At 60.5% G+C, this 466-nt stretch carries 1 protein-coding gene; it reads right to left on the reverse strand.

Annotated elements, in window-relative coordinates:
• Window positions 1-441 (reverse strand): IclR family transcriptional regulator C-terminal domain-containing protein (locus EN750_RS38620; RefSeq protein WP_281062398.1); only part of this gene is annotated, 441 nt, incomplete at its 3' end.
• Window positions 442-466: the final 25 nt, after the last annotated feature.

The following is a 466-nucleotide window of genomic DNA, read 5'->3' on the forward strand; positions in this document are numbered from 1 at the left end:
GCAATAAGCCACACCGGTTTTGCGCACGAGTTGCAGCTCTTCCACGAGGACGGCGAAGTCGACTTTGGTCGCAGCCGTGAACCGCTTAAGCGGCTTGTCGAGCATCGAAGCGATGAAGTCCGAATCCTGAAAGGCTAGGATCGCCTTGGCAGAGGCGCCGGCGTGCGCTGGGATTTCATGCCCCGGGACGATGTAGGCCCTGACTAGATCGCCCGGGGCGACCATGTCGAGGCTGCGCACGCTGTCGCCCGACAGTCGCGCGATGAAACAGGCCTGGCCGGTTTTTTCTGAAAGCTCTTGCAAGGTCGGGCGTGCAACGACCTTGAACCAGTCGTCGCTCGCCCCTGAAAAGAGCAGTCTTTCCAGCCGTCGCCCGAGCTTGAAATTGGCCGCGCTTGGGCCGCTCTGCTCGATCAATTCAACATCAGCCAAGCTCTTCATCAGCCGGTAGGCCGAAGCTTTCGGC

The organism is Mesorhizobium sp. M7A.F.Ca.ET.027.03.2.1, assembly GCF_003999175.1.
Classification (GTDB): Bacteria; Pseudomonadota; Alphaproteobacteria; order Rhizobiales; family Rhizobiaceae; genus Mesorhizobium.